Origin of the sequence: Paenibacillus sp. S-38 (assembly GCF_049942825.1) — a bacterium.
Classification (GTDB): Bacteria; Bacillota; Bacilli; order Paenibacillales; family NBRC-103111; genus Paenibacillus_G.
The window spans coordinates 5572661-5595914 of sequence record NZ_CP187970.1; the positions used below are offsets into that span (position 1 = coordinate 5572661).

Annotated in this window: 22 protein-coding genes; 3 read left to right on the forward strand and 19 right to left on the reverse strand. The window is 60.8% G+C overall.

The genetic code is table 11. The annotated features are described in order from the left end of the window. Nucleotides 1-256: 256 nt before the first annotated feature. Both uxaC and ACP26L_RS24500 read right to left on the reverse strand, forming a co-directional pair. Complete coding sequence (uxaC, locus tag ACP26L_RS24495) at nt 257-1663, reverse strand: glucuronate isomerase (protein ID WP_426447200.1); 1407 nt, start codon at nt 1661-1663, stop codon at nt 257-259. Nucleotides 1664-1945: 282 nt separating this feature from the next. Further along, nucleotides 1946-2845, reverse strand: a complete 900-nt coding sequence (locus ACP26L_RS24500) for a hypothetical protein (RefSeq protein WP_426455073.1) — start codon at nt 2843-2845, stop codon at nt 1946-1948. A 377-nt stretch (nt 2846-3222) separates the two neighbouring features. Here ACP26L_RS24500 and ACP26L_RS24505 point away from each other — a divergent pair, with 377 nt between their 5' ends. Further along, a complete protein-coding gene (locus tag ACP26L_RS24505) occupies nt 3223-3447 on the forward strand; it encodes a hypothetical protein (protein WP_426447202.1) in 225 nt (74 codons plus the stop codon). On the opposite strand, the gene ACP26L_RS24510 is transcribed toward ACP26L_RS24505, so the two are convergent. From ACP26L_RS24510 to ACP26L_RS24555, 10 genes are all read right to left on the reverse strand, one after another. Continuing rightward, on the reverse strand, nt 3444-3941 hold the full coding sequence (locus ACP26L_RS24510; protein ID WP_426447204.1) for a hypothetical protein: 498 nt from the start codon (nt 3939-3941) through the stop codon (nt 3444-3446). The genes ACP26L_RS24505 and ACP26L_RS24510 overlap by 4 nt on opposite strands. Continuing rightward, a complete protein-coding gene (locus tag ACP26L_RS24515; protein ID WP_426447206.1) occupies nt 3938-5191 on the reverse strand; it encodes a DNA polymerase IV in 1254 nt (417 codons plus the stop codon). The genes ACP26L_RS24510 and ACP26L_RS24515 overlap by 4 nt, the downstream gene beginning before the upstream one ends. 288 nt (nt 5192-5479) lie before the next feature. Beyond that, nucleotides 5480-6799 (reverse strand): right-handed parallel beta-helix repeat-containing protein, encoded by a 1320-nt coding sequence (locus tag ACP26L_RS24520; RefSeq protein WP_426447208.1) that lies wholly within the window; start codon nt 6797-6799, stop codon nt 5480-5482. Between the two features lie 176 nt (nt 6800-6975). After that, the gene (locus ACP26L_RS24525; RefSeq protein ID WP_426447209.1) at nt 6976-7656 is read right to left on the reverse strand and encodes an MBL fold metallo-hydrolase; all 681 of its coding nucleotides are present in this window, start codon (nt 7654-7656) and stop codon (nt 6976-6978) included. A gap of 665 nt (nt 7657-8321) precedes the next feature. Next, nucleotides 8322-8912: a TetR/AcrR family transcriptional regulator gene (locus tag ACP26L_RS24530; protein ID WP_426447211.1), complete on the reverse strand. Its 591-nt coding sequence runs from the start codon at nt 8910-8912 to the stop codon at nt 8322-8324. A gap of 170 nt (nt 8913-9082) precedes the next feature. Next, entirely contained in the window at nt 9083-9370 is a 288-nt protein-coding gene (locus ACP26L_RS24535; protein ID WP_426447213.1) for a stage VI sporulation protein F, read from the reverse strand. 101 nt (nt 9371-9471) lie between these two features. Further along, a complete protein-coding gene (recG, locus tag ACP26L_RS24540; protein WP_426447215.1) occupies nt 9472-11523 on the reverse strand; it encodes an ATP-dependent DNA helicase RecG in 2052 nt (683 codons plus the stop codon). 4 nt (nt 11524-11527) lie between these two features. Further along, nucleotides 11528-12379, reverse strand: a complete 852-nt coding sequence (locus tag ACP26L_RS24545) for a DegV family protein (protein WP_426447216.1) — start codon at nt 12377-12379, stop codon at nt 11528-11530. 138 nt (nt 12380-12517) lie between these two features. Then, a complete protein-coding gene (locus tag ACP26L_RS24550) occupies nt 12518-14335 on the reverse strand; it encodes a DAK2 domain-containing protein (RefSeq protein ID WP_426447218.1) in 1818 nt (605 codons plus the stop codon). Between the two features lie 72 nt (nt 14336-14407). Then, entirely contained in the window at nt 14408-14770 is a 363-nt protein-coding gene (locus tag ACP26L_RS24555; RefSeq protein WP_014371461.1) for an Asp23/Gls24 family envelope stress response protein, read from the reverse strand. 411 nt (nt 14771-15181) lie between these two features. On the opposite strand from ACP26L_RS24555, the gene rpmB reads away from it, so the two are divergent. Together rpmB and ACP26L_RS24565 are read left to right on the forward strand one after the other, a co-directional pair. After that, on the forward strand, nt 15182-15370 hold the full coding sequence (gene rpmB, locus ACP26L_RS24560) for a 50S ribosomal protein L28 (protein ID WP_014371462.1): 189 nt from the start codon (nt 15182-15184) through the stop codon (nt 15368-15370). Between the two features lie 602 nt (nt 15371-15972). Continuing rightward, nucleotides 15973-16302 carry a hypothetical protein gene (locus tag ACP26L_RS24565; protein WP_426447221.1) on the forward strand — a complete coding sequence of 110 codons (330 nt, stop codon included), beginning with the start codon at nt 15973-15975 and terminating at the stop codon, nt 16300-16302. Here ACP26L_RS24565 and spoVM read toward each other — a convergent pair. The 7 genes from spoVM to rlmN form a co-directional block, all read right to left on the reverse strand. Next, the gene (spoVM, locus tag ACP26L_RS24570; protein WP_014652194.1) at nt 16289-16369 is read right to left on the reverse strand and encodes a stage V sporulation protein SpoVM; all 81 of its coding nucleotides are present in this window, start codon (nt 16367-16369) and stop codon (nt 16289-16291) included. The two genes, ACP26L_RS24565 and spoVM, sit on opposite strands and share 14 nt — an antisense overlap. A gap of 421 nt (nt 16370-16790) precedes the next feature. Then, nucleotides 16791-17042, reverse strand: coding sequence for a hypothetical protein (locus ACP26L_RS24575; protein WP_426447223.1), 252 nt, complete (start codon nt 17040-17042; stop codon nt 16791-16793). Beyond that, complete coding sequence (gene rpe / locus ACP26L_RS24580) at nt 17029-17709, reverse strand: ribulose-phosphate 3-epimerase (protein WP_426447224.1); 681 nt, start codon at nt 17707-17709, stop codon at nt 17029-17031. Before rpe ends, ACP26L_RS24575 begins: the two co-directional genes overlap by 14 nt. Nucleotide 17710: 1 nt before the next feature. Then, entirely contained in the window at nt 17711-18619 is a 909-nt protein-coding gene (rsgA, locus tag ACP26L_RS24585) for a ribosome small subunit-dependent GTPase A (RefSeq protein WP_426447226.1), read from the reverse strand. Beyond that, the gene (pknB, locus tag ACP26L_RS24590) at nt 18619-20808 is read right to left on the reverse strand and encodes a Stk1 family PASTA domain-containing Ser/Thr kinase (RefSeq protein ID WP_426447228.1); all 2190 of its coding nucleotides are present in this window, start codon (nt 20806-20808) and stop codon (nt 18619-18621) included. The genes rsgA and pknB overlap by 1 nt, the downstream gene beginning before the upstream one ends. Before the next feature lie 8 nt (nt 20809-20816). Beyond that, on the reverse strand, nt 20817-21590 hold the full coding sequence (locus ACP26L_RS24595; RefSeq protein WP_426455074.1) for a Stp1/IreP family PP2C-type Ser/Thr phosphatase: 774 nt from the start codon (nt 21588-21590) through the stop codon (nt 20817-20819). An 8-nt stretch (nt 21591-21598) separates the two neighbouring features. Next, nucleotides 21599-22675 carry a 23S rRNA (adenine(2503)-C(2))-methyltransferase RlmN gene (gene rlmN, locus ACP26L_RS24600; RefSeq protein ID WP_426447230.1) on the reverse strand — a complete coding sequence of 359 codons (1077 nt, stop codon included), beginning with the start codon at nt 22673-22675 and terminating at the stop codon, nt 21599-21601. Between the last annotated feature and the right edge of the window lie 579 nt (nt 22676-23254).

Here is a 23254-nt window from a genome sequence, read left to right on the forward strand (position 1 = left end):
GTGCGTTTATGAATCAGGAGCGATGCCGGAAAGGAACGTCTGCGCGGGTGAGCTCCTTTGGGGAAATTCAAGGATCATCCCCTTGGCTGTCCATGAAGACAGTCCCTGTTCGGCAGGGCAGCTCACAGACCCCTCACGCGCAATCCGTGCAGTCCCGGTCTCCCGTCTCGTCAGAATAAAAAGCGTGCCTCCCGTAAGGAAGCACGCCTTCATCCAAACCCGGCGGACAACCGCCGTCCGAGGGCTTCACGCCCGATTAGAAACCGAAGTAGTTCTTGGCATTGTTGTACGAGATGTTCTGCACCATCGTGCCGAGCAGCTCCAGGTCGTCCGGCGCTTCGCCGTTCTCCACCCACTCGCCGATCAGGTTGCACAGAATGCGGCGGAAATACTCGTGGCGCGTGTACGAGAGGAAGCTGCGGGAGTCCGTCAGCATGCCGACGAAGCGGCTCAGCAGGCCGAGGTTCGCCAGCGCCTTCATCTGGTCTATCATGCCGTCCTTCGTATCGTTGAACCACCACGCCGAGCCGAACTGGATCTTGCCCGGTACGCCGCCGCCCTGGAAGCTGCCGATGATCGTACCGAGAACATAGTTGTCCTTCGGGTTCAAGGAGTACAGAATCGTCTTCGGCAGCGCATCTTCACTGTCGAGCGCATCGAGCAGTCTTACGAGCGGCTGCGCAATGTCGCTGTCATTGATGGAGTCGAAGCCGGTGTCCGGACCGAGCTTGCCCATCAGACGGGCATTGTTGTTGCGGTGGGCGTTGATGTGCAGCTGCATCGCCCAGCCGAGCTCGGCGTACAGCTTGCCGAGGAACACGAGCGTGTACGTCTTGTACTTCTTCTCTTCCTCAAGCGATACGGCTTCTCCGCGGAGCGCCTTGGCGAAGATGCCGGCCGCTTCTTCCTTCGTCGTCTCGGCATACGCTACGTAGTCGAGGGCGTGGTCGGAGACCTTGCCGCCTACGGAGTGGAAGAAGCGGACGCGGGATTCGAGCGCCGAGAGCAGGCCGTCATAATCGTTCACGGACTGGCCGGAGACTTCCGCCAGCTTCTGCACCCAAGGCAGGAATGTCGGACGGTTGATCTCGAGGCCCTTGTCCGGACGGAACGAAGGCAGCACCTGCACGTCGAAATCCGGAATATCCTTGATTTTGACATGGTATTCGAGCGAATCGGTCGGGTCGTCCGTCGTACAGATCACGCGCACGTTCGATTTCTTGATGAGGTCTCTGGCACCGAAGCCTTCGCCGCTGATCTGGGCATTGAGCTTCTCCCACAGCTCGGGACCGCTCTTCTCGTTGATGAGGTCGGAGACGCCGAAAAAGCGCTGCAGCTCCAGGTGCGACCAGTGGTACAGCGGGTTGCCGATCGTGTGCGGCACCGTCTTCGCCCAGGCCAGGAAGCGGTCGTAGTCGGTCGTGCCCTCACCGCCGGTCACGAGGTTCTCCTCGGCGCCGTTCGAGCGCATCGCTCTCCACTTATAGTGATCGCCGTACAGCCAAGCGTCGGTGATGTTCTTGAACGTCTTGTTCTCGTAGATCTCCTGCGGGCTGAGGTGGCAGTGATAGTCGATGATCGGCATTTCTTTGGCATAGTCATGGTACAAGCGGACAGCGGTTTCATTCGTAAGCAGGAAGTTCTCGTCAAGGAACTTTTTCATGTGATTTCCACCCATTTCTTATTAATGTTCACGTGAACAACATACCTCTATGTTAACCTGAACCCGCTGGAATTGCTACACCATTTTTGTGCTTTTGGCTCCGAACCCGTCCTATCTTGCGTTTCCTGCCGCTCCGCCTCCGATGGGCGCTGGTAAAGTTCGCCGGCTGAGCCCCTGTAAGAGATCGCCGTCTTCAAAAGACTGCATGCATGAGGCTGCCTAGCTCCGAGCAGCTGTGGTACTTATGAAAAACAGCCGTGCGGCAGGAGCGCACGGCTGAATCTAGGAGTGGGAGGCCGCCGTGCCCAGCGCGATGTAGACCGCCATAAGGCCGAAGAGCAGCACCACGAAATTCACGAGCACGAACAGGCACCGCAGCACCGGGGAGCGGTGAAATTGAAACGGCGAGCGAAAGACTCCCTGTCCTTCGATAAGGAACATGATCAGCAGCGTATGGACGATCGTATGGCCGACGATCTCCCGGAATCCGAACACCGTCGTCGTCGTGATGAACACCAGGGTCACCAGTATCGAGATGAACCGGTTTAGAATGCCGACAATGAACGTCCAGGCCAGCCCCAGCTCGATGAACGCGCTGATGAGCACGAAATTCTCCATGCTGAATCCGAAGGTCGGAATATGGTATTCCTCCATAATCCCGTAGGCGAGCTGGGGCAGCGTCATCTTCTCCAGCCCCACCCAGGCGAGAGACAGCCCTGTGAACAGGTACAGCACCGGCGTGGCCGTAGGCCGCCACCGGGTCTGCTCCACGAGGAGATAGTAGACGATCCCGACGTAGAACATGTAGTCCAGGGCGTGGAACAGGCCGTAATCGGCCAGTGCATGGACGTACAGGACGGCGAGCGCCGCGCCGCTGATGACAAGAGTTCTACGGTAGAGCAGTCCGGCAAAGGCGATAATCAGCAGCACCGTGACCCAGTAGCCGTCCGCGGCGAGCTCCGGAGCAAGATACGTTCCGGTCACGAGCTGCAGCAGCAGTCCGGCCCCCAGGCCGATCCGCAGGATGAGCGTCTCGTACGGCTTCCAGCGGTCAAGGACCGCATGGACCCTGCGGATGAGGGGGACCCTCTCGAGCGGCTCGTTGAATACGGCGGAGAGCAGCAGCCCGGCCAGGGTCACTCCGAGCCAGAACAAAAACGATGGCGTTATCACCTCGGTCATCGGCACGGGAGCCTCTTTGCCGTGGGGTACGAACCATTTCACGTGCGTATACAGACCGGGAAACAAACGGAGATGGATCATGTGCAGCAGCCTTTCTGGGAAGCGTCTTCGAAGATAAGCTTAGGATATCCTCTTTCCCCGAAAAGCTTGTACGGTGAAGCAAGCCGCCTTGGCAGCCGGGGCGGTGTGCCCGGGCCCGAGCTTGGCGCCGGGCGGTAGGCGTGCTTCCTCCGCTGCCCCCTCGCCGGGAACCGGAGCGGAGGGTGGCCGCGAACCGCCCGGCCTCTGCGTACAAGGCTCAGGCGGCAAGGAGAAGCCTCCACAGGCTTGGTCAGTGACATGCGGGGCCTCCGCAGGCTTCGCCGGCGACAACCGGTATGCGGGGCTTCCTTAGCGCTCCGGTCCGGGATGTCCTGCCGCTGGGCTGCTCACCGCAGGACCGGGCGGCGAACCGCCCGCGCCGCAGCCGGCCGGAGCCCCCCTGCGGCGCGGCAGCCGCATCGCCCTGCCGCCGCGTACACAGCGGACAGCGCCCGCCGTCCTTGGAAGACCGTACCCCGGCAGGAACCGCGCGGGCAGCGGCCGCCCGGCTCCCCTTCTAGACGCCTCCGTCGTCCTTTTTGAACAGGCCCCCCACATACCGCGCCAGCCTGACGCTGATCTCCGAACGCACCACATCCCGCGTCATCGCCAGGCGGTCCTCATAACCGCGGCAGACGTAGCGGTAGTGAACGGCGCTGTCCACCGTCTCATCGTCGTAGACCTTGATGCCGTGCTCGCGCAGCGACTTCTTGACAAGCACGAGGTCCATGTGAATCCGCCGCATGAGGGCGTCCAGCGCGATCACATAGAGCTGCTTCATGGATACGGTCGAGAGCTCCATCTGGATCCGGTTCTTCTCCACGATGGTCAGCATCATCGGCAGCAGCGTATAGTCGCGGATGAGCTCGAGCTCCTGCCTGGTCGGCACCTGCGCCCGCACCGCCGGCGCTTCCCCCGACTGGATGCGCTGCCGCTCGATGAGCTGCGCCCGGTGCTCCGGCAGCATCATCCGCGAAGATTCCCAACGGCCGTTGCCCTGCAGCTTCTTGCTCATTTATAATGCCCCCCGATCTTGGCGCTGCGCTCGTGCGCCTGGGCGGAGTCGAGCTTGGAGGAGGCGCGCAGGAGCGCCGTGCGCCCGAACCGGCTGTTGATAGCATCGGTCACCCGCTCGAGCCTGCGGGTCTTCTCCTTGTTGTCGAAGAGCGTGAGCTGGTACTCGCTGTCGCTGCACAGCCCCGACAGCGTCACACCGATCCGCCGCACCGGCTGGCCGTCCCAGTGGAGATGGAACAGCCTCCGGGCCGATTCGTAGATCTCCTTCGTGATGTTCGTGGGGTCGGGCAGGGTCGTCTGGCGGTAGAAGCCCGTTCCCCGCTCGTAATCGGCCCCCCGGGCGCCCGCGGAGACGACCCGCCCCATGTACCCCTTGGCCCGGCACCGCCGCCCCACCTCCTCGCTGAGCTCGAGCAGGATCACGTCGATGTCCTCCTTGCGGCCGTAATCGCGCGGCAGGGTCATCTGGTGGCCCAGCGCCTGCTGGTCGTCGAAGAGGGTGCGCGGACGCACGGGACTCGGATCGATCCCCCTCGCCGTCTGCCAATACAGCTCGGCCTGGATGTCGCTGTTCTTGCCGAAGCGCACCCGCATCCGCCGCTTCAGCTCCGCGAGCGGCAGCTTCGCGATATCGCCGATCGTATGGATGTTCATCCGGGCAAAATGCGCGGCCATCCGCGAGCCGACGCCGTACATTTTCTGCACCGGCTGCTCCCACAGAAGCTCCAGCCCCTCCTCGTCCAGCGTGAAGATACCGCTGCCGTTTTTCTTCGCCCAGATGTCGGTGGCCATCTTCGCCAGCATCTTGTTCGGTCCGATGCCGACCCGGGTCCATACGTTCGTCTCCACCTGAATCTTGTGCTGGATCTGCCGGGCGATCTCCTCGGCCGAGCCGAAATAGGAAAGCGAACCGGTCACATCGAGGAACTGCTCATCGATGGAGAACGGCTCAACCAGGTCTGTAAACGATTCGTAGATACCGGTAATTTGTATGGAAACATCTATATACGTCTGCATCCGCGGCCGGACCACGATCAGCTCCGGGCACTTGCCCAGCGCTTCCCCGAGCCGCTCGGCGGTCGTTACCCCGTACTGCTTCGCAATGGGACAGGCTGCGAGAATAATGCCGGACCGGCGGGCCGGATCCCCCGCCACTACGACGGGCCGGTCCTTGTATTCGGGATGAGCCGCTTTCTCGACGGAGGCATAGAATGACTGACAATCTGCAAGCAGAATAACACGCTGCATAGAAACCCCTCCAAACGGGAATATACGTTCGTATGTATTGTATACAGGATACCGAACAAATATTCGCATTTCAAGAGGAAATAATTGCAAATGGGCTCTCTTTCGTTCTTGCTTCCCGGAATCGCATGCCAAAAACCCCTGTTCCCGAAAGGAACAAGGGCTGGTATGGGGCTGTCTGAAAAGAGCCGTGAACACGCACGATGTGCGGCATTCCGGCGGAATAGACTTTACGAGTACAGCAGCCAGATGCGGTCTCCACGCGAAGTCGTCTGCTGCCACAGCCTACGATCAGAAGCCCGGCTGTACCTTCACCTGCTCGTGCACGACCAGGGCTTCCGCGTTGCCTGCGCCGCTGTTGCCGGACACGACCGTGTCCTCGCAGCCGGCAGCCAGCCGGATGCCCGCCGTGGTGCAGGCCATGAGCATGTTGCCCGACACAAGGTTGTAGCGGCAGCGCGCTCCATCGCCCGAAGCGGACGGCTCGAGCAGGATGCCGACCTCGGCCTTGCGGACCACGTTGCCGGTCACGACCGCGCCGTCGGCGTTGGCAAGCACCAGGCCCCGCGGCACCGAGTCGATCCGGTTGCCCGAAATAATCGTTCCCGACAGACGGCCGTCGAGCGACTTGCCGTCGCCCTCGAGCACGATGCCGGCCTCCGAAGCCCGGGCGATGTCGTTGCCCGTCACCGTGTTGTCCACGCAGTAGCCCCGCAGCACGATCCCCTGCTTGCACGACGAACGGTCCTTCGCCAGGCCCGCGGCCGAGACGGTGTTATCCGTGATCCTGTTATGCGTGCAGGCTTTGCTCGAGGAAGACAGCACGATGAAAGCATCGGCGCTCTCCTCAAGCAGATTGCCGTCCACGGTACTGGTCGAACAGCCGGCATACAGGTATACGCCCGGCTTCTTCAGCCCGCGGAACCGGTTGGCGCGGATCTGCAGATGGGCGCCGCCTTCCGCGGCGATGCCATACCCTTCGTAGAAGCTGTTCGAGGACAGAATCGTATCGAAGGAGCAGCCCTGCACTGTCACATGGCGGCTGTCCACAAGCCACATGCCGTTCGGGATCGAAGCGAACGTGCAGTTCTCGATCCGTACGTCCTCACAGTCCGACAAGTGAATCCCCTTCTCCGCCGCCTCGAACGAAGCGGCCTCCGTCAGGGTGCCGACGCCCTCGAAGCCGATCCCCTCCACCGCAACATGCTCCGCGCCCGATGCGCTCACGAGCGGAAGGGCGTATCTCATGCCCTTGAGTACCGAAGCTTCAGGTCCGTCGCCGACCAGACGGATCTTCGAGCCGAGCGTGACCGGCCCCGACAGCATATACCTGCCCGGAGGCACGTACACGACTCCGCCTCCCGCGCGGTTCGCCGCTTCCACCGCTGAACGGAAAGCGGACAGATCGTCCTGGAACCCGTTCCCCTGGGCACCGTAGGCCTTGACGTTCAGCCACAGCGGCGTCTCGCTCACCACGGCCGGGGCGGCGGCCGCTCCGACCCGCGGCGTGCCGGCCAGCATCCAGCCGGCCGCGGCGGTTCCCATCACCGTCAGCAGCTTGCGCCGCGACAGCGCTTGTTTGTCATGCGATTGCGAATCCTTCTCCGACATTGCCGATCCCCCACCCATCTTGGCCCCGGGTCACGGGGCTCTATCGTTTTGTTGTATGGTCATCCTGCTGACTCTTGCATGCAGTCTTGATTGACAGTCTCTCCTTGCGGTCTATATCTCGTATTCTATCATAGAGACCCGGCCGGGGCATACCGGAGAAGGGGCGCTGCATGAATTTACCGTCCGGAAAGAAGCGGGGGAAGAAGCCGGGAATACTGCAGATGGGCATCACGCGTAACGCCCAGGTGGGCGGAGGCCGTGTACTTCGGCTTCAGCTCTTCGAGGATGCTCCCGCTGCTCAGCGACAGCTCCATATCGGCCGTGAACCCGGCAATAGGACGCTGCAGCCGGCCGAAATAGCGGGTGAACAGATCCCCGGCCAATAGAATGTCATCCGCTTCGTGATAGAACACTGTATGCCCCGGACTGTGCCCCGGCGTCCAATAAGGCTGCAGGCCTGCGTACGACGCTTCCAGGCGCAGAGCCGTCAGCTTCTCCTCCGGCACCGGCGGAGCATAGCGGGCCCAGACTCCTTCCCTCAGGGAACGGTAAGACCGGCTCCCCGTCAGGAACGGAATCTCTTCGCGGTGAACGACGATCGGCACCTCGGGATAGGCGTCCATGAGCGGCGGAAGGATCCCGATGTGATCCTGATGGCCGTGCGTCAGCAGCACACGCCGCAGCGGCAGGCCTGCGAATGTCTCCCGGAGCGCCCTGCGCACCCCCTCCCACATCGGCAGAACCCCCCCGTCCACGATCGTAATGCCTTCCTTCTCCCTTGCGAACCAGATCATCACCGGAACGGGAAGCCATACGGATCCGCCCCATACATGCGGGGTCAGCTGCTGCAGTTTCATGCTTTTTCCACCTCTCCATTTTGTACTGATCGATACATAATTGGGCATACAAAGGGGAGCGAAAACAACACATGCGTAGACGATGTGAAGCCGTCCTGCCTCCCGCCGAAGCTATGAGTCCGTTTATGGGCCGTAGGGGTGCGCTGTATGCGGGCAGAAGGTTGATCGTGAGGGAGGACCCGTATCGGAAGGTGCGGCTGGATCACCCCGAGGTGCCGGGATCACCCGTGGGCGATTCAAGCGTTTTTCGTGAGTGATATGTTGAACGCCCCTCAGACGGGAACCGGCGTCGGAGCCTATGATGTTCAGAAAATGTTCGGGAAGCCCTCCTGCTGCGGAAGGCGATGCCCTTCACGGTTACGGGTGGATCCAAGATAGCGGAACTCCAGTATCTTATGGAGGTATTTCCCGTTATTTCCCGGTGAATAGCGGAACTCAAATACCTTATGTGGCGCCGATAAGCCCGGAAACCGCTTTGATCTCACGAATAGCGCATCCGCGTTCCTCTATTTTCAAAAGTGCACCGGCAGCAAGGGAAATTACGCATCGTACTTCCGCTATTTCATGGACAACTCCCCCATGAACGTCTCTACTTCGCAAAAGCACTTCCCTTACAGGCCAGGCCCCCGAAGATCTCCGGCCTGGTCCTGATGCTCCCATCCCCCTCACGCCCCGCCGGTTACCGCCGCGAGCGTCCGCTCCACCGCATCCTCGAGCACCTCCTGCGGCGGACCGCTCTTCAGGAGCAGCGAGAAGCCGCCGAGCGCCATCGTCAGGAAGCGGGCGTTCGCCCTGATCTTCGTGTCCGCAGGAAGCTCCCCGCGCTCCACCGCCTCGCCCAGCACGCCGGCGAACAGGCCGGCGAGGCGCTCCTGAAAGCGCAGAGCGTCCTGTGCCAGCTCCGCATCCCGTCCGGCCAGCTCGGCCATCGTGTTCACGAACAGGCAGCCGCGGCGCGCCCGGGGATCGAGGCCCATCTCCACCACCTGCCGGAACACCGCAAGGAGACCTCCGAGGCCCGGCCCGCCTCGTGCTGCAAGCTGCCGAATCCCCTCATAGTAGTTCTCCTGGTACAGGTTCAGGCACCGGAGGAAAAGCTGCCTCTTGCCTCCGAACACGGCGTACAGACTCGGCCGGTTGATGCCCATCCGCTCCGTGAGATCGCTCAGCGAAGCCGCCTCATAGCCGAGATCCCAGAACACCTCGAGAGCCGCTCCAAGCGCCTGCTCCTCATCAAACTCCCTTGGCCGTGCCATCCTTCACGCCCCCATTATGTACTGATCGGTATATAATAGATCATACCGCAAGCTGACCCTCTTGGCAAGCCGCCTTTGGCCCCCTCCCTTCCCCCGGAATAGGGCGGCTTCCCGTCCTTTGAGGCAGTACCGAATCGAGCCTTATCTTGTAAAAAAAAGCACGCTCCGCCTCAGCGGAACATGCTCCACAATTTGATCAGATGAAATGTATTGCTCGGATCGATCTTCTGGCTGATGACGAAATTCACGAGATGCTCGGTCTGCTGCTCGGTGACCCTCTCCCCGAGCGTCTTCGTCAGCAGGCCGACGAAACGGCGTACCTTCGCCCGGTCCTGCAGGTCGTATTTGCTGACGCCCTGCAAAATCATTTTGACGCGTTCCTTTGTCTCCGGGTTCTTCATCTTGAACTTGATCCGCTCCACCTGGGCCGGATCGAAGCCGTGCTTCGTATAGCTCATGCCCTGCACCTCCGTTATTATCCTTCCTGTGCTTGGTCTGACTTGATCCCACAGTAAGTTTATGACGGAGGGCCCGGCCATGTTGACTCTTAGCGTATAAATTAGTCCAACATCTCGCTGCTCAGAATCTGCTCCCGCTGGAGGAACTCCCTCAGCGGGGTATACGCGGTGCCGGTCCAGAACTCCGGCCGCTTCACAAGCTCCGCAGCATCGTCGCGCGCCTGCTCCATGACTTCGAAGTCCGTGACCATATCGGCGAGCCGGAAATCCGGCACCCCGCTCTGCTTCGTGCCGAAGAAGTCCCCTGGGCCTCTAAGCTCCAGGTCCCTCCTTGCGATCTCGAAGCCGTCATTCGTATCGGTCATCGCCTTCATGCGCTCCTTGCCGACCTCGTTCTTCGGATCGGCGATGAGCACGCAGTACGACTGGTGCTCGCCCCGGCCTACGCGCCCGCGCAGCTGGTGCAGCTGCGAGAGGCCGAAACGGTCGGCATCGTACACGACCATCAGCGTCGCGTTCGGCACATCGACACCGACCTCGATGACGGTCGTGGAGACGAGCACGTGCACCCGGCCCGCGCTGAACTCCCGCATCACCTCGTCCTTCTCGCCGGGCGTCATCCGCCCGTGGAGCAGGCCGACCTTGTAGTCCGGAAACTCGAACTGGAGCTGGGCATGCACGTCAATCGCATTCTGCACGTCGAGCTTCTCCGACTCCTCGATGAGCGGGCAGATCACGTAGGCCTGGCGCCCGGCGGCCACCTCGCGGCGGATGAAGCCGAGCACGCGCTCCAGCATGCCGTGAGTCACCGCATACGTCTTGATCGGCTTGCGCCCCTTCGGCAGCTCGCGCAGCGTCGAGACGTCCATATCGCCGAAGGCCGTGATGGCCAGCGTGCGCGGAATCGGCGTCGCCGTCATCGTCAGCACGTCGGGGTTCATCCCTTTGCGCCGCAGGATGCTGCGCTGGTTGACCCCGAAGCGGTGCTGCTCGTCGGTAACGACAAGGCCCAGCCGCCGGAAGAACACGTCCTCCTGGATGAGCGCATGGGTGCCGACGACGACGTCGATCATCCCCATCTGCAGGGAGGCGAGAACCTCCCGCCGCTGGCGGTCGGTAAGGCTGCCCGTCAGCAGCGCGGTCTGGATGCCGTACGGCTCGAACAGCCGGTCGAGCGAGCGCTTGTGCTGCTCGGCCAGAATCTCGGTCGGCACCATGAGCGCGCCCTGGTAGCCCGCCTTGACGACGGCGAACAGCGCCGAGGCGGCCACGACCGTCTTGCCGGCGCCGACATCCCCCTGCAGCAGCCGGTTCATGCAGTGCGGATGCTGCAGGTCCTGCAGGATCTCCGCGAGCACGTTCTTCTGCGAGTCGGTCAGCGTGAACGGCAGAGAGCGTACGAAGGCCCGCACGGCGGGCAGATCGACGGGATGCGCGACCCCGTCCGCCCGCTCATGGTTCAGCGCGCGGTACGCCTGCATCTTCAGCTGGAAGAGGAACAGCTCCTCGTACACCATCCGGCGTCTCGCCCGCTGCCCCTGCTCCATGTTCCCCGGCAGGTGCAGCAGCGTCACCGCCTGCTTGCGCGGCAGCAGACCATACTTGTTCAGCAGCTCCTGCGGCAGCACTTCGGGGATCATCTCGCCGTACTGCACCAGCGTCTGCTTCAACGTCTGGCGGAACCACTTCTGTGTCAGGGCCGCCGTCAGGGAATAGACCGGCTGAAGCGTCCCGATCTGGGAGGTTCCCTGTCCCGGGAACTCCACCTCCGTCACGGTCAGCTGCAGCCGCTTTTGATCCCATTTGCCCGTCAACACCACCTCGGCGCCCGCCGTCAGCTTGTCCCGCAGATAGTGCCGGTTGAACCAGACGGCCGTCACGAACAAGGGGTCGACGACAACCTTGCAGGTGAGCCTCGATTTGGTCCGCCCGTACATCTGCACGAGAGGGACACCGACAATCGTGCCCTGCACCGTAATCTTGTCTCCGTCCTTGACCTGCGTCAAATCGCGAAGCGTGTAATCCTCGTAGCGGAAAGGATAATAATCGAGAAGCTGCCCGACACTCGAAATACCGAGGCCGAGCAGCTCTTCAGGCTTCTTGCCTTTGACGCCGGACACTTTCGTAACCGGAAGGGAATACAGATCCAGCATGGTTCTACCGCGGAAAGACGAACGCCGCTACGGTTCCTGGTCCTACATGGGTGCCGATAACCGGACCGATCGGTCCATACCGCACTTCGGTTACATCAAAATGCTGCGAGATCTGCGACTGAAGCTCCGCCGCCGTCTCCTTGTTCGTCGTATAGCCGGGAATCAGCCGGAAAGGCCGGCCCCCGAGGTCTTCACGAATGAGCTCCACAATGCGGCTCATCGCCTTTTTCTGCCCCCGCACCTTATCAAGCGAGTAGACCTCCCCCGCGGGATTCAGCGACAGGATCGGCTTGATGTTCAGCAGCGAGCCGACCAATGCCGCCGCCCGGCCGATGCGTCCGCCCTTCTGCAGGTACTCGAGCGTATCTACGAGGAAGTAGATCTTGGTCTCCTCCTGCAGCTTCCGGACGATCTCCAGGATTTCCTCCTTGCTCCGGCCTTCGCGGGCCGCTTCGGCCGCCGCGATCACCATCATGCCGATGCCCCAGGAGGCCGACCTGCTGTCCACGACCGTAATGTCCGCTCCTCCTTCGTCCATGGTGCTCGCTAGAACCGCAGACTGATACGTGCCGCTGAGCACGGAAGCGAGATGGATCGAGATAATCGGACCGTCCCCTTCCTTCGCGAGCCGCTCATAAACCTCAAGGAACTCCGCCGGCGAAGGCTGCGAGGTCGTCGGCAGGCTGCCTGCCGCAGCCAGTTTGGTGTAGAACGCCTCGGGACCGAGATCGACGCCGTCCGCGTACGCATCCGAACCAAAGAGCACCTTCAGCGGCACCATCTCAATACCAAGCTCCTTCCGGACGTCGGCGGGCAGATCCGCCGTGCTGTCCGTTACAATACGCACTCCGCTCAATAAAGCCTCCCCCTCTTCAACAACATATCGGTATGGAGCTTCGGGAGACACCCCCGAAAGCCCCGCTTCAAACCCAAAGCCCCTCCGGCAGGCTGCACCGGCAGCCGGTTCTCCGGAGGGACTCTCATCTGTTCGTATCTATTCAGCCGAGATGATGTAATAGTACAGCGGCTGGCCGCCGGCATGCACTTCCACTTCCACATCGGCATACGTTTGCTCCACATAGCCCACCAGCTCGGCCGTCTGGCTTTCAACTGCTCCCTCGCCGGTATACAGCGTCAGAATCTCGGCTCCGCCTCCCAGCAGGCTGTCGATCAGCCTGCGGCAGGACTCCAGGAGATCCGGCTCCGCCGACACGATACGGGAGTTATGGATGCCGATGTAATCGCCCTGCTTGATATCGATGCCGTCCATCTGCGTATCCCGGACGGCATACGTCACCTGGCCGGCCTGCACCCCCTGCAGCGCCTGGCCCATATCCTCGGCGTTCTCTTCCGCGGCCGCCTCCTCGTTGAAGGCCAGCACCGCAGCGATGCCTTGAGGAATCGATTTGCTCGGGATGACGATAATCTGTTTGTCCTCCACCAGCTCGACCGCCTGCTGGGCGGCCAGGATAATGTTCGAGTTGTTAGGGAGCACGAAGATCGTGCGGGCTTCCACTTCCGCCACTGCACGGACGATATCCTCAGTGCTCGGGTTCATGGTCTGGCCACCGTGAAGCACGCGGTCCACGCCCAGGCTCTGGAAGATCCCGGAGATGCCTTCGCCGACGGAGACCGCCACGAAGCCGTACTTCTTCCACTCAGCCTGGCTGCGCGCACCGGTATCCTCCTGCGCTTCGGCGATCTGCTGCTCCGCAAGCCGCGCCTCGGCCGCCATATGACCCGCTTCCTCGTTCAGGATATGGGTGTGCTGATCGCGCATGTTCTCGATCTTGATCCGGCTGAGCTCCCCGTATTTTTGCGCCAGGTTCATGACCGTGCCGGGATATTCGGCATGAATATGCACCTTAACGAGGTCGTCGTCGGCCACGACGAGCAATGAATCGCCGTAAGCGGACAGCTCCTCCCGGAATAGGCCCTCCTCGAATTCGCGGCTCGCCGGCTTGCCCGGGTTCAGCGTTACCATGAATTCGGTACAGTAGCCGAACTCAATGTCTTCGGTCGCAAGCTTCGATTGGGCGCTGGTCAGATCATGAGCGTTCGCATAAACGCCGGCCCCGCGTCCTGCGGCGTAAGGGGTCTCCGCCGGCTCGTCGAGCGGCTGGACCGCGCCGAAAGCGGCATACGGCATATCGGCCGGCTCTTCAATGATACCGGGCTCTTCGGATTCCAGGGCCGAGAGGAAGCCTTCGTAGATGAGAACCAGACCTTGGCCGCCGGAGTCGACTACGCCCACCTGCTTCAGTACAGGCAGCATGTCCGGCGTGCGGTCCAGCGCCTCCTGGGCTTTGCCGAGGATATCCGCCATGACGGAGACGACGCTGGTCTGACGCTTCGCCGACAGCAGCCCCTGCTTGGCGGCTTCCTTCGCCACGGTGAGGATCGTCCCTTCCACGGGCTTCACCACGGCCTTATAGGCCATGTCTACCCCGTTCTGGAACGCGGCCGCCACCTGCTGGCTGTTTGCCGCCGGCAGATCCGACACCGCCTTCGAGAAGCCTCGGAAGAGCTGAGACAGGATGACGCCCGAATTGCCGCGCGCCCCCATCAGCAGGCCCTTGGCCAGCGCCTCGGCCGCCTTGCCAAGATGCTCCGAAGGCCTGCGCCGCAGCTCCTCCACCCCGGAGGTCAGCGTCAGGTTCATATTCGTCCCTGTGTCGCCGTCCGGCACCGGAAATACGTTGAGCGCATTCACCCGGTCGACGTTCGTCCGCAGACGATAGGCCCCTGCCTCGACCATCCGTATAAAGTCTTGCCCGTTCATTTCGTTTAAGCGCTTACTCAAAAAGACCATTCCCCTTCCTGCGATTACCCTGCCCGGCGCGTCAGTCACCTGGCTCGTCTGACAACTGCTGCATGACAGTCTTTACTCTGCGATTCGCACGCCCTGTACGAAAATATTGACGGAGTCCACCTGCAGACCCGCCACTTCCCCGAGCATGTACTTTACTTTGGTTTGAACATTGTGGGCCACGACCGAGATCTTGGTGCCGTAGCTGACAACGATGTATAAATCTATAGTCAGTACGCCTTCTTCGTCACGGTGGACTTCCACACCGCGGCTCAGATTGTCACGGCGCAGCAGTTCGGCGATCCCGTCTTTGAACTGGTTTCGGGACGCCATCCCGACGAGTCCATAGCAATCCAAAGCAGCGGATCCTGCAAGTACGGAGATCACTTCATCCGTTACATAAATCTTGCCATATTGTGTTGCCAATTCGACAGCCATCTCCATACAGCTCCTTTTCACCCAGATTCGGATGGACTACGTTCCATTGTACTATATCTTTTGGAAGAAATGAAGAAGAGCATCCCCCGGGGCTGCCGGAAGACCGGCATCGCTTTATCCCTGCCCCGGTCCAAGGCAAGATATACGGCTGCGCCGTCTTTTACGGACGAGGCGCGTTTATATAGAAGATGAAGGAATCGAGCCCCGGCGAGATATCAATTCTTATATTTTAAGATATACGGCTGCGCCGTCCTTCAGACGGCAGCAAAGATGCCTCCGGAAGACCGATCTCCGGGCTTGTCACCCTAGGATGAATAAAAATCCAAGGCTTCACGTTGACGTGCCCAATCTTCGTGTGCTATGATATTCGAGTGTGTTTTTGACGCGGTTGGTTTTAAGGAGGTGTAAGCAATGTCCCGCAAATGTTTTATCACTGGTAAAGGTCCGGGTACCGGCAACAACGTATCCCACGCGAACAACAAGACTAGACGCACTTGGGGCGTCAACGTTCAAAAAGTTCGAATCCTGGTAAACGGTAAGCCGAAGCGTGTTTGGGTAAGCGCGAAGGCTCTGAAATCCGGTAAAGTAACTCGCGTTTAATTTTTGCGTCAGCAAACAAAAAGCACCTGAGCTATCAGGTGCTTTTTTATTTGTCCGGACATCTGCGATGAAGCCGATTCGGGGGTCCGCCAGCAGTCCGCCTGGGTCTCCGAACGTCGTAAGTCTTCCTGCCCCGTCTACGAGATAACCTGGAGACCTCCTCCCGCCTAACGGCAGCAGCAGCGGCAGGAAGACCGTCGCACGATATGTACCGACTGTCCTCCGCACTCTCGGTATGCCTGTTCGGTGCCCGGCCGGGTGCCTCTGCCGGCCCCGCTTCCGGCCCGGCCTTCCCCAAAGTACGGGCGCGATGGCCCATCCAATGGCTTGCCGGTCCCGCCGGCTAAGCCCCCCCGGCAGCGCAGCCTGCTCACGCCTCCCTCGCCCTTCTGTGCTCCCAAGGCCCCGCCGTAAGTCCGGGGGATGGAGCTTGCCCCCCTGCCGCCGCAACCCCTTAAGGCCGGAGGAGAGCCATGCTGCGCGGATCCGGCCTTAAGGATACCTGCCGAGCCGTACAGAGCACTTTGCCGCCGGCCCTGAGGGTGAGGCAGCACTTAGCACCAAGGGAATGGTTACGACCACTGTCAGGCCACACGCGCCTTATGTCCAAGGAATACCATGCACTGCCGTTCGCCGGCAGTGCGGCAAGCTCCTCTGCCTTCATGTCCGGCCAAGGGGCTTCCTCCGACTACGGCGTGCTCTTCCGCCATCCTCGGGTGCTGCAGACAATCTACACTGTCCGCCTCAGCCACAAGCCTGCGCCTTCCGCCTATGTCTCCCGCTCAAGATCCTGCACCCTGCAAGGAGCCCGCAAGCCCGTCATTCGGGTCCGCCGCCCGGGAGGCCCCGGCCTGCTCCGCCGGTTGAACCGGTTGGACGGCCCGGCCTGCCCGGCTGCCGCCGGTACCCGGAACCTCTTCAGTTTTTGCTGAAGGTGTTCAGGACGGCCTTCACGAACCCACCCAAAAATTTCGGAAGCTTGATCGTATAAAATTTCATTCTGCGTTCTCCTCCCTCCGGGTTTTGCGGTGCAAAACCGTTTCGTAAGCACTGCGGAGTTCTCTGCTGACGCCAGTCTTCGCCGGGCATGCCTCATGCCGCTTCTTCAGAGATTCCGGCCCGGCTTCGGTGCTCTCCACAGCAAATCCGCTCGTAAGCATTATATTCCGCTCCAGCCAAAACGTGCCTATCTTTCCCGTCTCTGCCCCGAGCCCGCTTTCGGAGCGCTCACCTGCTGCAGCTATAGACATACTGCCCGAAATCTCCGTTACTGCGTGCTGTCCGCCGTACTCACGGCTTCGCCCCCTGCTCCTCAGCCGGCAACAAAAAAAGGTTACAAAAATTCAGCCTAAGCCGTACTTTTGTAACCATGTGTATGCCCCGGAGGGACAGAATATGCTTTTCTTGGCAGGCGCCCGGCTTACGCCGGAATCCCCTGCCCCGTTGCGGCCAGATAGACCGCGTAAAAGACCGTATAGATGAAATAAAACAGGATCGTTGTAAGCACGAATGCGATGCGGGGCCCCCGTTCCTCATTTCTCTTGAAGAACTGAATACCGATATACAGTGCCCCGAGAGAGAACAGGTACTTCACCACATCCTGGATCATTGCAAAAAGAAACAGCAGCGCCGCGCAGACCAGGCTGAAGCCGATGATCTTAAGAACGCGCATTGGCCGCTCCGCTCCCCTCGCGGATGCTGCGGATGGCCGCCTCCCGGTCCGCCTGGCCGAAGATGGCATTGCCGGCCACGAGCACGTTCGCTCCGGCCTCCACCACAAGCCTCGCCGTCTCGGCATTGATGCCGCCGTCGACTTCAATATCGACGCGCTGCAGCCCGCGTTCGTTGAGACGGCGCCGGAGCTCGGCGATCTTCGGCAGCATGGCCGGGATGAACTTCTGGCCGCCGAAGCCGGGATTCACCGTCATGATCAGCACGAGGTCCAGCAGATCGTCTTCCATCACGTAGTCCAGTACCGAAAGCGGTGTGGACGGATTGAGCACCACCCCGGCACCGATGCCCTGTTCCTTGATCAGGGACAAGGACCGGTGCAGATGCACGCAGGCCTCCGCATGGACCGAGATCAGGTTGGCCCCCGCTTTGGCGAAGGCGGGAATATACTGATTCGGGCGTTCGATCATGAGATGCACATCGAGCGGCAGTGCCGTTCTCGGGCGGATCGATTCCACCACCAGGGGCCCGATCGTAATATTCGGTACAAAATGGCCGTCCATGACGTCCACGTGGATCCAGTCGGCTCCTCCCCGTTCCACTTCGGCGATATCCTCGCCGAGGCGGGAGAAGTCCGCGGACAGAATTGACGGAGCAATCCGCAGCATGCTAATACCTCCTCTTTTTGTCTCGGATTTCCTGTAAGAACTGCAGATAATTGTGGTATCTGGAGGCGGAGATGAGCCCCTCCGCCTGCGCGGCTTGGACCCGGCAGTCCGGCTCGTGCAGATGCAGACAGCCCCGGAACCGGCACTCCTCCGCATAAGGGGCGAATTCACGGAAGCATCCGCTGAGGCCCTCCGCTTCCACCTGCAGGAAGTCCAGCTGTGAGAAGCCCGGCGTATCGGCGACGAGTCCGCCGTTCTGCAGCCGGATCAGCTCGACGTGACGGGTCGTATGCTTCCCGCGGCCGAGCTTCATCGATATGGCGTTCGTCTCCAGGCCCAGGCCGGGCACCATCGCGTTGAGCAGCGATGACTTGCCGACACCCGATTGTCCGGCGAACACGCTGATGCGGCCGGCGAGCTTCGCCAGCACGTCCTCCACGCCGATGCCTTCCTTCGCGCTCGTGACGAACATCGGGTACCCGATGGACTCGTAGAGCTCGACCACCGGTCCGAGGTCCACCGGCTCGGCGTCTCCCGTCTGCTGCCCGACCAGGTCGCGCTTCGTTAGGGCAATGATCGTATCGAGCCCTGCGCTCTCCGTATGGACCAGGAACTTGTCCAGCAGAGGCAGGTTTAATGCTGGCTCGTCAATGGAGAACACGAGCACGGCCTGGTCGACGTTGGCCACAGGCGGCCGGATCAGCTCCGACGTGCGGGGCAGAACCTCGGTCACCGTACCTTCGCCGTTCTCCGTCAGCTCGAATGCCACGCGGTCTCCGACGAGCGGCGAAATCCCGCGCTTCTTGAAGACGCCCCGGGCCCGGCACTGCACCGATTCCGTCCCGGCGCCTCCCTCCGGCAGCACATAGTAATATCCGCTTAGAGCCTTCACGATTAATCCCGCTGGCATTATGGGTTTTGGCCTCCTGTGCCTGTCGTATTGCCGGACGCCGCCGGCGCCTGCGTTCCGGCTGCCGGCGTTTCGGTTCCCGGCTTAGCCGAGCCCGTACCGGTTGTTCCCGTTCCAGAGGTTCCCGTTCCGGAGGTGCCGGATGTGGCGGGCTTCCCCTCTGCAGCACCGCTTGGCTCCGCCGTACCGCCTCCCGGCGTGAACGGCTTGCCGCTTTTACCATGATTCTTGAAATCTTCATAGGTGACGGTAATCACGTCGATTACCGTATTATCCGCTTTGATCTGGATCGTCGCATTCTGATCCGGCGAGACGACCACGTTTACCTGGAACGTCTGCAGCTTATCGACACCCGTGAGGGTCTGATACTCCACACTTTCCCGGGAAGCGTCCGTCAAGATAATCTTGACCGTCGAGACAGCCCCTTCCTTGGCCGGGCGGACCGGCACGTTCACGGCCATCTGCCCCGCCTCCTTCGGCAGTCCGGATGAGACGGTCAGGGAGATCTCCGTCCCCGGCGCCACCACGTCATCCGGCTGGTAAGGGAACTGGCTGATAACCTTGCCCTGGCTGAGCTTGTAGTTCGGCTGGTAGCTGACCCCGTCCTTGGCGATCTTGAGCTTGTTGACCAGAATCTTGTTCTTGGCCTCATTCTCGGAGAGGCCGATCAGGTTCGGCATCGGGATCGTCTCCGGCCCCTTGCTCACCGTGAGACTGACCTGCGTTGCCGCGGGGTCCGTAAATTCGGCGTTCGCCGCCGGGGTGTGAGTGAGCACAATCCCCGGATCCTCGTCGATCGGCACTTCTTCGGTCTTGATATTCTCCGCTTTAATCCCAAGCTGCAGCAGCTTTGTCTTCGCGTCTGCGAGCTTCAGCTTCGTCAGGTCCGGCATCTTCTGCGGAGGAGGCCCGGTGCTTACCGTAAGCTTGACCTTCGAATCCTTGCGGATTTTCATATTCGCCTTATCCTGCAGGATGACCGTATCCTTGGGGACCTCGGTACTGCTCTGCTCCTGTACGTCCACCCCAAGCCCCAGGGCCTCGAGCGTTTGCCTCGCCTCGGCAACCGGTCTGCCCTTGAGATCCGGGACCATGACATCCTCAGGCGCCGAGGTGACGGCCTGCACATAGCGGACCAGGTACCACATGCCGCCGACCATCACGGCCAGGACCAAAAGCCACATGACGGGCTTGACCCAGCCTTTTTTCTTTTTTCCGGGAGGGTTCTCCGCGGGAGCCGACTTCTGCGGCTCGTCATCCTCCACCGCACTGATCTCATACTGCCCGGGACGGATGGCCGGCATGACCCGGGTCCGCTCCTCGTCCATCTCATCGTCGTCGTAGAAGCTCACTTTGGGCTCCTCCCGCCGGTGCGGCTGCAGGCAGGATTCCAGGTCGCCGAGCATCTCCTTGGCCGAACGGTAGCGCTCCGCCGTGCTCTTGCGCATGGCGCGCAGGATGATGTTCTCCACGCTCTGCGGGATGAGCGGATTGACCTTGCGCGGCTCCTCCACATCCTCCTGCAGGTGCTTCAGCGCTACGGAGATGGGGCTCTCGCCGAGAAACGGCAGCCGCCCCGTCAGCATCTGGTACATCACGATACCCAGCGAGTACAGGTCGGACTGTTCCCCGGTCGGCGTACCCTTGGCATGCTCCGGCGAAAAATAATGCACGGACCCGACCACCGAGCCGGTCTGGGTAATCGTCGAGGATGTGACGGCCCGGGCGATCCCGAAGTCGGTTACTTTGACGCGCCCGTTTTTTCCGATCAGAATGTTATGAGGCTTGATATCGCGGTGAATGATCTGGTTATGATGGGCGTGATCCAGCGCATCGCAGATCTGCCCCGCAATATGTACGGCTTCCTCCACTTGAAGGGGAGCCTTTTCCTTGATCCGGTCATTGAGCGTTGTGCCTTCGATATACTCCATGACAATATAGTGCACGTCATCTTCCTGACCGACGTCGTAGATGCTAACCACGTTCGGATGCGACAATGAGGCTGCGGCTTGTGCTTCGCGGCGAAATCTCTGGATGAATTCTTCATCGTGCACATACTGCTGGCGCAGTATTTTTACGGCGACATGGCGATGTAGTAAAATATCTAGTCCCTTATAAACGATGGCCATTCCGCCGCCGCCGACCCGCTCGAGAATCTCATAACGTCCTCCAAGCTGCCTACCGATCATTGATGTCCTCACCTCGCTTCTCCGTCGTTAGATATCTCCGGTCCGGCACCGTCATTGGCCACGAGCACTACCGTTACATTGTCGTCCCCGCCTGCGTCGAGCGCTTCCTTGATCAGACGGCGCGCTTTCTCTTCCAGCACTTCCGTCCCGCTGGCAGCTTCGAGAATCCGCTCATCATCCACCAGTCCGCACAGCCCGTCGCTGCAGAGCAGCAGAAGATCCCCCTTCTGCCACGACACCTCCTGCACGTCGACCTCGATGGTCGGCTCCGTGCCGAGCGCCCGTGTGAGCACGTTGCGCCGGGGATGATGGCTGGCTTCCTCGCGCGAGATCTGACCGTTCTTCACGAGCTCGTTGACGAGGGAGTGGTCCTCCGTCAGCTGCTCGATCTGTCCGCCGCCGATCCGGTAAGCGCGGCTGTCGCCGATGTGAGCGATCACCGCACGGTCCGGGGAGGCAAGGGCGGCGACGACCGTCGTGCCCATGCCGTGGTAATGCTCCCGCTGCGAAGCGAATTCGAACACTTTTTCGTTGGCGACTTCAATCGCCGATTTCAGCTGCCGCTGCCGCTCTTCCGAGCTCACGCCGGCATCCAGGAACTGAATGCCCACCTGGATCAGCTCTACCGCCATTTGACTTGCAATATCTCCGGCCTGATGGCCGCCCATGCCGTCGGCCACAATGGCCAGACTCCAGCCGTTCAGGTCTTCCTTCACGACCGCCCGGTCCTCATTGACCGTGCGTACACGGCCGATATCGGACAGATAGCAAAGTCTCAGCATCGATTGGTTCACCTCGCACCCGACTCCATATGCTTCGCCCGCAGCTGCCCGCAGGCGGCGGCAATATCGCTGCCCTGCTCGCGGCGTATGGTGGCGTTGATTTTATTTTTCTCGAGAATGCGCTGGAACGTAAAAATATCATTGCGCGGCGTACGCACAAAGTTGCGCTCCGATACGAAGTTCACCGGGATCAGGTTGACATGCGCCATCGGGAAGGACTGCAGCACCTGGGCCAGCTCCTCCGCATGCTCCGGCTGGTCGTTCACCCCGCCCATCAGGGCGTACTCGAACGTAATCCGGCGGCCCGTCTTCCCCACGTAGAATTTGCAGGCCTCGATGAGGTCGGCAAACGGGAAGCGGCGGTTCACCGGCATGAGCTTCGAGCGCAGCGTATCGTTCGGCGCGTGGATCGAAATCGCCAGGTTGATCTGGGTTTCCTCTTCGGCGAATTTGTAAATGTTCGGCACGATTCCACTCGTCGACACCGTGATGTGCCGCTGGCCGATATTGAGGCCCTTCGGATGAATCATCACGCGAAGGAACGTCATCACCGCATCGTAGTTCTCGAATGGCTCCCCGATCCCCATGATCACGATGGAGCTGACCCGCTCTCCCGACTCGTCGAGCAGCTGCTGTGCCTTCACAACCTGGGCGATAATCTCGCCCGGCGTCAGGTTCCGCTTCAGCCCGCCGAGCGTGGAGGCACAGAACGTACAGCCGATCCGGCAGCCGACCTGCGTCGTAACGCAGATGGAATTCCCGTAGTTGTGTTTCATGACGACGGTTTCGATCGCGTTCTTGTCGGCAAGCTCGAACAGGAACTTGACGGTGCCGTCCTTGGAGCGGTAATGCGCCACTTCATGAAGCGTGACAAAGTCGAACTGCTCCCGCAGCTTGTCCCGGAGCGTCTTCGGCAGGTTCGTCATTTCGTCAAAGTTTGATACTCTTTTCACATACAGCCAGTCGAAAATCTGGCCGGCCCGGAAGCCGGACTCCCCGTTCTCCTTAACCCACTCCTGCCACTGGTCCCAGGAATAGTCGTAGACGTACGGCTTGCCTTCGGGCATTTTGTCTTTTGTTCTCATATCGATCACAACCTGTTTATCAAATGTGTGTATGCCTAAGTATGTCAGAACCCGCGAGGGATGGAAAAAACAGCGCCGTCCCTGGGGACGGTTCGTGCCTGGCTGCAAGGGACGGACAGCGAAAAGGTCCGGCGAAGTGACGGAGGAATAACACGGATTTGGCGTGTTAGCCGGCATCCGGCACGGCACTGGGGCCAGCGGCAGACGATATAACACGGTTTTTACGTGTTATTCGTACGCAAGCGGCGCCTGACCGGCCGCTAACACGGATTTTACGTGTTACCGAGCATCCCGCTCGGCACTGGGGCCAGCGGCAGACGATATAACACGGTTTTTACGTGTTATTCGTACGCTAGCGGCGCCTGACCCGCCACTAACACGGATTTTACGTGTTACCGAGCATCCCGCTCGGCACTGGGGCCAGCGGCAGACGATATAACACGGTTTTTACGTGTTATTCGTACGCAAGCGGCGCCTGACCGGCCGCTAACACGGATTTTACGTGTCAGCGGGCATCCCGCCCTGACACCGGGGCTGGCGGCAGTGATAAAGACAAGCATGCTTCCAGTCACCTGTGCG